The organism is Arthrobacter sp. ZBG10 (assembly GCF_001238605.1).
Classification (GTDB): domain Bacteria; phylum Actinomycetota; class Actinomycetes; order Actinomycetales; family Micrococcaceae; genus Arthrobacter.
In genome coordinates, this window is record NZ_LFQH01000124.1 from 1 (window position 1) to 8510 (window position 8510).

The window sequence follows — 8510 nt, forward strand, 5'->3', positions numbered from 1 at the left end:
GCAGGGCTTTGTTGTGGTGCGGGGTGCCGGGGGCTTGAACCGGACGCGCCGGCTGGCCGGCCCGTCAGTTGAGCAGTGCGTCCACAAAGCTTTCGGTTTCGAAGGGCGCCAGGTCATCGGCACCTTCACCCAGGCCGATCAGCTTCACCGGAACGCCCAGGGCCCGCTGGATGGCGACGACGATGCCGCCCTTGGCGGTGCCGTCCAGTTTGGTCAGGACAATGCCGGTGATGTTCACAACTTCGGCGAAGACGCGGGCCTGGTTCAAGCCGTTCTGGCCGGTGGTGGCGTCCAGGACCAGGAGCACCTCGTCCACTTCAGCCAGTTTCTCCACCACGCGCTTGACCTTGCTGAGCTCGTCCATGAGGCCCACTTTGTTCTGCAGCCGGCCCGCGGTGTCGATCATCACCACGTCGACTTCCTGGTCGATGCCGGCCTTCACCGCCTCGTAGGCAACAGAGGCCGGGTCGGCACCGTCGACGTCGGACTTTACCGTCGGTACGCCAACCCGGGAGCCCCACGTGGCAAGCTGTTCAGCTGCGGCCGCGCGGAAAGTATCCGCCGCACCCAGCAGCACGTCCTTGTCCTCGGCGACCAGAACCCGGGCAAGCTTGCCCACCGTGGTGGTCTTGCCGACGCCGTTGACGCCCACCACCATCACAACGGCGGGCTTGTCCGCGTGCCGCTGGACGTTCAGGGTCCTGTCCATGGTGGGGTCAACCAGCTTGATGAGTTCTTCACGGAGCAGCGCTTTAACGTCCTCCGGGGTGCGCGTGCCCAAAACCTTCACCCGCTCGCGGAGTGCGTCAACCAGCTGCATTGTCGGTTCGGTGCCCAGGTCCGCCAGAAGCAGCGTTTCCTCGACCTCGTCCCAGACGTTTTCGTCGATTTTATCGCTGGAGAGCAGGGCCAGCAGGCCCTTGCCCATGATGTTGTTGGAGCGGACCAGGCGTTCGCGCAGCCGCGTCAGGCGGCCGGCCACCGGCAGTGGAGTCTCCACGCGGATGGTTTCCAGGCCGGCGGCGTCGTCCGGGACGGTGGTGTCCAGGCCTGCCATGTCAACTGCGGAAGGGGCCGCAGGTTCTGCGCCGGCGGGCCGGTCCTCCTCCAGGGTGCTGCCCCCCGGCCGCACCTCAGGGTCGTTGGCGTCGCGTTGCCCCGGATACTGGGTGATGTTCCTTCGGGTCTTGAGGAAAACCGGGATCAGCCCGCCGATAACCGCCAGGGCAGCAACAATGGACAAAACAATAGGAAGGATGTCATTCACATCCCCTAGCTTCTCATAATTGCACCGGCTGCCCGGGGCTGTCCGGGCACGGTGACCTGCCCCGCCGTACGTCAGGTGTCGGCGCCCATCCGTTGGCTGATGACGGTGGAGACGCCGTCGCCGCGCATCGTCACCCCGTAAAGGGCATCGGCCACTTCCATGGTCCGCTTCTGGTGCGTGATCACGATCAGTTGGCTGGACTCGCGGAGCTCCTCGAAAATGGTGATCAGCCGGCCCAGGTTTGTGTCGTCAAGGGCGGCTTCAACCTCGTCCATAACATAGAAGGGGGAAGGCCTGGCCTTGAAGATGGCTACCAGTAGCGCGACGGCGGTGAGTGAACGTTCGCCGCCCGACAGCAGCGAGAGCCGCTTGATTTTTTTACCGGCCGGCCGCGCTTCAACCTCGATGCCGGTGGTGAGCATGTCGGTGGGGTCGGTCAGGACCAGCCGGCCTTCACCGCCGGGGAAAAGCCTGTCGAACACGCGGACGAACTGGGCCTGGGTGTCCTCGAACGCCTCCGTGAAAACGCGCTGGACCCTGTCGTCAACTTCCTTGATGATGTCCAGCAGGTCCTTCCGGCTGGCTTTGAGGTCCTCCAGCTGGCTGGCGAGGAACTGGTGCCGTTCCTCCAGTGCCGCGAACTCCTCAAGGGCCAGCGGGTTGACCTTACCCAGGCTGGCCAGGTCCCGCTCGGCCTTGCGGAGCCGTTTCTGCTGTTCCTCCCGCACGTAGGGTATTCCTTCGACAACAGCGGCCCCGTCCTGGTCAACTTCAGTGCGCAGGGCCGCCCACTTGTCCTGGCTCTCCCCCGCCGCAACGGGAACGGGGAGCTCCGGCCCGAACTCTGCCACCAGCGCCTCCGGGGTGATGCCCAGTTCGTCGATGGACCTGGTTTCCAGGGCTTCAATCCGGGCGCGCTGCTGGGTCCGGGCCAATTCGTCCCGGTGCGCGGTATCGGTAAGGTCGGCGTGCTCCCGGGCCAGGGCATCGTTGGCGGCCCGGATTTCCACCAGCCCCTGGTCCCGCCGTTCGCGGTTCTGTTCGGCAAGGTCCCGTCCGTGCGCCGCCAGGTCCACGGAAATGTCCACGAACCGGTTGGCCACCTCAACCGCTGCCGAAACCGCCGACGCACGCCGTGCCTGCAGGCGCCGGCGACGGGCACGCTCCGCCGCTTCCTCCCTTGCCCGGCGCTCAGTGGCGGCCGCCCGTTCGAGGGACACGGCCCGGTTGCGGGTAGCGGTGAGCTGTTCTTCGGAACTGCGCAGCGAGAGCCTGGCTTCCACCTCTGCGGCACGGGCCGCTGTGGCAGCAAGCGCCAGCCGGTCCCGCTGGTCAGTGGACGGTTCCTCGTCGGCGGGGACCTCCTGCGCTGCTGCCAGCCTCGCGGCGATCCCCGCCAGCGCTTCCTCCTCCGCCACCACGTTGGCTTCCGCCCGCAGCAGGGACGCCTGGAGGCGTTCATCCTCTCCCACGGCGCTGCGCAGCACCGAATTCAGGTGGCCAAGCCGTTCGGCCACGGCAGCCAGGCGGGCGTCGGAGTCGTGCAGCTTGTCCAGGGCCGCATCTGCCCGCTGTTTGGCTTCGGACTGGCGGCCCTCGGCGCCGGCCAGGGCAAACCTGCTCCGCTCCAGCCCCGCGCTTACCCCGGCAAGTTGGGTTTCGGCGTCGGCCACTGCGGCCTGGACTTCGAGCAGTGACGGCGCCTTCGCCGAACCGCCGGTCGCGGAGACGGCCGTAAAAACATCGCCGGCCAACGTCACGGCAACTGTCTCCGGGCTCCGTGCCACCAGGGCAGCCGCTTCCGTGATGTCGTTGACGACGGCGGTCCCGGCGAGCAGGTGCCGCACCGCCGGGAGGTGTCCACCGGCACCGGCCACCAGGCCGGAAGCCCATTGGGCGCCAGGCGGCAGGTCCACGTCCCGCTGGGGCGCGGTGCCCGATACCCCGGCAGAGCCCAGCAGCAGCGCCGCCCGCCCGGCGTCGTCCGACTTCAGCAGTTCCAGGACAGCAGCTGCGGCCCCCGGGTCCTGGACCAGGACAGCCTCAGAGGCGTCCCCCAGCGCAGCGGCAATGGCTGTCTCGAAGCCTGCCTGCACCGTGAGTTCGCCGGCGAGGGTGCCCAGTACGCCGGCCACTCCGGCCTGTACTGCATGGCGGGCGCCGTCCTTGCGTTCCAGGCCAAGCCTGAGGGCATCCAGCCTGGCGGCCAGTGCGTCGCGGCGGCGGATCCCTTCATTGACCTCCAGTTTGAGGCCGGCGATGTCTTCCGTCACGCCGTCAAGAGCGGCCGACGCCTCCTCGTAATCGGCGTCCAGGGATTCCTCTCCCTCTTCGACGCCCGCCACCTGGTTTTCCAGGGCAGTGAATTCGGCCTGGGCCTTGGCGCGGCGGCCTGAGCCGGCGGACAGGGACTCCCGCAGCCGGCCCAGTTCGGCCTGGGCGGACTCAACCCGCGAACGGGCTGCGGCAACCTGACCGGCGAGCCGGGCCAGGCCTTCGCGCCGGTCTGCGGCCGCGCGGAGTTCGGCCGCAAGACGTTTATCCTCGGTGAGCGCTGCCTGCTCCGCTTCGGCTTTTTGCGCGGTGGCGGCGGCCAAGGTGGTGCGCAGGCCCTGGACGGTAACGCCCAGGCCCGCGGCTTCGGCCTGGACCCGGGCGGCCTGCTGCTCCAGATGTTCGGGGTCGCGGCCGGTTGGCGGGGCCTCATCCGACCCGAGCAGGCGGCTGCGTTCCTGCGCAAGTGACCCGAGTGAGCGGAGCCGTTCCCTGGCTGCGGACAGCCGGTACCAGGTATCCCGGGCGGCGTTCAGCTGCGGCGTGGCCTCAGCTGCCAACTGTTCCATAACGGCCTGCTCACGGCGGCCTTGTTCAAGCGCCTGCCCAACGGCGGCGCGCCGGGTTTTCAGCGCAGCCTCATCGGCGACCTCCCGGTCAAGGGCCCGCTGCAGTGACACGAGGTCGTCAGCCAAAAGCCGGGCCCGGGCGTCCCGGACGTCGAACTGGACCCGTTGTGCCCGGCGGGCCACTTCCGCCTGCTTTCCCAGGGGCGTCAGCTGGCGGCGGATCTCGCCGGTGAGGTCCGAGAGCCGCTGCAGGTTGGCCTGCATGGCCTCAAGCTTGCGCACCGTCCGTTCCTTGCGGCGGCGGTGCTTCAGGATGCCGGCGGCTTCTTCAATGAAGCCCCGCCGGTCCTCGGGGGTGGCGTGCAGGACCCTGTCGAGTTGCCCCTGCCCCACGATGACGTGCATTTCCCGGCCCAGGCCCGAATCGGAGAGCAGTTCCTGGATGTCCAGCAGCCGGCAGCCGGCACCGTTGATGGCGTACTCGGATCCGCCGGTCCGGAAGAGTGTCCTCGAAATGGTGACTTCGCTGTATTCAATGGGCAAGGCGCCGTCTGCGTTGTCGATGGTCAGCGATACGTGGGCACGGCCCAGCGGCGGCCGGCCGGAGGTGCCCGCAAAGATGACGTCTTCCATCTTCCCGCCGCGGAGTGTTTTGGCCCCCTGCTCCCCCATCACCCAGGCAAGGGCGTCCACCACATTGGATTTGCCGGACCCGTTCGGACCCACCACGGCGGTGACGCCCGGTTCAAAGTCGAAGGTGGTGGCGGACGCGAAAGACTTGAACCCCCGGACGGTCAGGCTTTTGAGGTGCAAGGTGTTTCTGGTCTCCTGGCTGGTGGTGCTGTCGCTTACCGGCCTTAAATCTACTTGCTTCCACCGACAGTGGGTGGACCTGCGGACTTCCACACACTTTTGCGGGATCGCGGCCCACATCCGCAAACTGCCTTGCCCGGCTTTTTCGGCGGGCATAGGCTCACGATCACAGGTTGCTAGAAACCGCTTGGCCAAGTGGTCTCACCCGGGTCCTCGGACCGGTTCCACTCATGGCTGGATCCTTCGCAGGTGCAGACTGCGCGGATGGGCGTTTCAAAGATCAGCCGGATTAACTGAATATCTTGGTTTGGCCGCCTCTGGGGTGGGCGGTGAAGGTTCGGGCCACATCCATGTCGGCCGCCAACGCATTGCGCGTCTTCAAATCAGGAGTTCCCATGCCAGCATCCCCCGCCCAGCGGCCTCTCACAGCCTTCCAGCGGATAGTAGGTCCACTAGCCGTCGCGCTCCTCGCCGCGCTGCTGCCGGTGGGACTTCCGGCGGGATTCCTGGCGTCGGCAGCTGCCGCGGACCCGTGCGCACCGCTGATCAACGCCGTCGCCTGCGAGAACTCCAAGCCCGGTGCTGACCCCAACGTCTGGGACATCGACGGAGCCGGTGACGAATCCATTCAGGGGTACGCCACGGAAATGAGCGTCAATGCGGGCCAGCCAGTGCGGTTCAAAGTCGACACTGCTGCGCCCAGCTACACCATCGCCATCTACCGGACAGGCTGGTACCAGGGCCTGGGCGCCCGGAAAATTGCCGACGTGACACCGTCGGCCCCGCGCCAGACCCAGCCGCAGTGCCTGCGGGACGCGGCCACAGAACTTTACGATTGCGGGACCTGGGCCGTTTCGGCCACATGGCAGGTTCCGGCCACCGCAGTGTCCGGCGTGTACTTTGCCCTGCTCACCCGCCCCGACACAGGCGACAGCAGCCACATCACCTTCGTGGTCCGCAACGACAGCAGCCACTCGGACGTCGTCTTTCAAACATCGGACACCACCTGGCAGGCCTACAACAGCTATGGTGGCTCCGACTTTTACGAAGGTGCCGCCAATGGCCGCGCCTACAAAATCAGCTACAACCGGCCTATCAATACCCGCAACGGCACCGACGGACGCGACTTCTTTTTCAGCAATGAGTACCCCTTGGTCCGCTTCCTCGAGAAGAACGGTTACGACGTCAGCTATATCAGCGGTCTGGACACCGACCGCAGCGGCGCGTTGCTGCTGAACCACAAGGTTTTCCTCTCCGTTGGCCACGACGAGTACTGGTCCGGGCCACAGCGCAGCAACGTCGAGGCGGCACGGAACGCGGGCGTCAACCTGCAGTTCCTCTCAGGGAACGAAATGTATTGGCGCGTGCGGTTTGAACCCTCCCCGGTGGACGGGGCCGCGCACCGGACCATCACTTCGTATAAGGAGACCTGGGCCAACGGCAAGATCGATCCCAGTCCAGGCTGGACCGGTACATGGCGGGATCCGCGGTATGCCTCCCAAGCCAACGGCGGCGGCCTGCCTGAAAACGCGCTGACCGGCACCATGTACATGTCCAACTACACGGACATGCCGATTCGTGTCAGCTCTGCGGAGGGAAAATCCCGGCTTTGGCGCAACACATCGCTGGCCAGCCTGGCTGCCGGTTCCACAGCCGCACTGGCTGAACACACTGTGGGGTATGAGTCCGATGAAGACCTGGACAACGGTTTCCGGCCAGCGGGCCTGATCCGGCTGTCCACGTCGACCGGAACCACACCGGAGTATCTCCGCGACTACGGAAACACTGTTTCCGCTGGCACCACCACCCACAACCTCACCCTGTACAAGGCGGCCAGTGGGGCACTGGTTTTCGGTGCCGGAACCGTGCAATGGACCTGGGGGCTGGATCAGGAACACGACGGCCCCGGGGCGCCGGCTGACCCCAGGATCCAGCAGGCCCAAATCAACCTGCTGGCTGACATGGGTGCCCAGCCGGGCACCAGGGACACCGCGCTGGCGGCCGCTGCGCGCAGCACAGACACGACCGGCCCCACAGTGGCAATCACCGCACCGGCGGACAACGCCGGTCTGGTGCACGGGACCAGCGTCACCGCCTCGGGGACTGCCACGGACGTGGGGGGCATTGTGGCCGGCGTCGAAGTTTCAACTGACGGCGGCACGTCCTGGCACCCAGCCCAAGGAAAGCAGAACTGGACATACACCTACATCCAAAAGGGTCTGGGCACTGCTGCCCTGAAGGTGCGCGCCGTGGACGACAGCGCGAATATCGGTGCCGTTGCCACCCGGACCGCCCAGCTCACCGGCCCCTACTCCGTATTTGGCCAGCAGATACCAGCGATACCCGACGCCCAGGATGGCGGCGCGTATGAGCTCGGATTGAAGATCACCCCCACCGTGGATGGTTTCATCAGCGGCGTCCGGTTCTACAAGAGTTCAGCCAACACGGGAACACACAACGGTTCACTCTGGAATTCCGCCGGCCAGCGGCTGGCCACGGCGGCCTTCACGGCCGAGACAGCTTCCGGCTGGCAGAAGGTGAGCTTCGGCCAGGCCGTCGCCGTCTCTGCAGGCAGCACCTACACGGTTTCCTACACAGCCCCGAACGGCCACTACGCGAGCACCAACTACCAGTGGGTCAGCTTCGGCTCCGTCGAGCCCCCGTTGACCGTGGCGGGGGGCTTCGGCAGCCCGCCGGCCGGTGTCTACGGTGTGGCCGGCTCCCATCCCACCAGCAGCTACAACAGCGGAAACTACTTCGTCGATGCGTTGTTCGAACTGACCGACAACACGCCACTCTCCGCGGGCGGGCAGTGGCCCCTCCCGGGATCGTCCAGTGTTCCGCAGGGCTCCACCGTCGGGGCAATCTTCTCCAAGCCCGTCACGGCGTCCACGGTCAGCCTGACCCTGAAGGATGCAAATGGCGCGCCGGTTGCCGGGGCCTCGGCCTACGATCCTGTCTCCCGGAAGGCCACCTTCACCCCGGCTGCTCCGCTGGCCCTTGCCACCACCTTCACCGCGACGCTCACGGGCACCACTTCCAGTGGGGTCACCCTCAGCTCGGGTGGGTCCTGGTTCTTCACCACAGTAGTTTCCCCGCCACCGCCAGGTTCCTGCCCCTGCAGCTTCTATGACGAGTCCGTGGTCCCGGCCATCGAAGAGGTCATGGACGGCGTTCCATTGACCCTCGGGATCCGCTTCTCCGGCACCACCAGCGGAACTGTAACCGGCGTGAAGTTCTACAAGTCCGCCGGTAACACGGGCACCCACACCGGTTACCTTTTCACAGGCGGTGGCCAGCAGCTCGCCTCCGTCACCTTCGCCAACGAGAGCACCTCCGGATGGCAAACAGCATTCTTTGACCAGCCGGTGTCCATCAACGCCAACGCGGAATACGTTGTCGCCTACAAGTCGCTTACGGGCGCCTACTCGGCAACCGGCAACGGGTTCGGCAACGGCTTGAGCGTAGGAAACCTGCGGACTTACTCGGACGCCGGTGCCTACTCATACTCCGGCGACTTCCCAGGATCGCATTCCTCGGCGAGTTACCTGGTGGACGTGGTGGCGCAGTTCCCCGACCCGCCGTTC

At 66.3% G+C, this 8510-nt stretch carries 3 protein-coding genes; 1 reads left to right on the forward strand and 2 read right to left on the reverse strand.

Annotation, left to right across the window (positions count from 1 at the left end; genetic code table 11):
• Window positions 1–64: 64 nt before the first annotated feature.
• A complete protein-coding gene (ftsY, locus tag ACU18_RS18820; protein WP_050687996.1) occupies window positions 65–1267 on the reverse strand; it encodes a signal recognition particle-docking protein FtsY in 1203 nt (400 codons plus the stop codon).
• Window positions 1268–1338: 71 nt separating this feature from the next.
• Window positions 1339–4923, reverse strand: coding sequence for a chromosome segregation protein SMC (smc, locus tag ACU18_RS18825; protein ID WP_197273629.1), 3585 nt, complete (start codon window positions 4921–4923; stop codon window positions 1339–1341).
• A gap of 395 nt (window positions 4924–5318) precedes the next feature.
• Here smc and ACU18_RS18830 point away from each other — a divergent pair.
• Window positions 5319–8510, forward strand: a 3192-nt coding sequence (locus ACU18_RS18830; RefSeq protein WP_050687997.1) for a N,N-dimethylformamidase beta subunit family domain-containing protein, incomplete at its 3' end; no start/stop codon positions are given.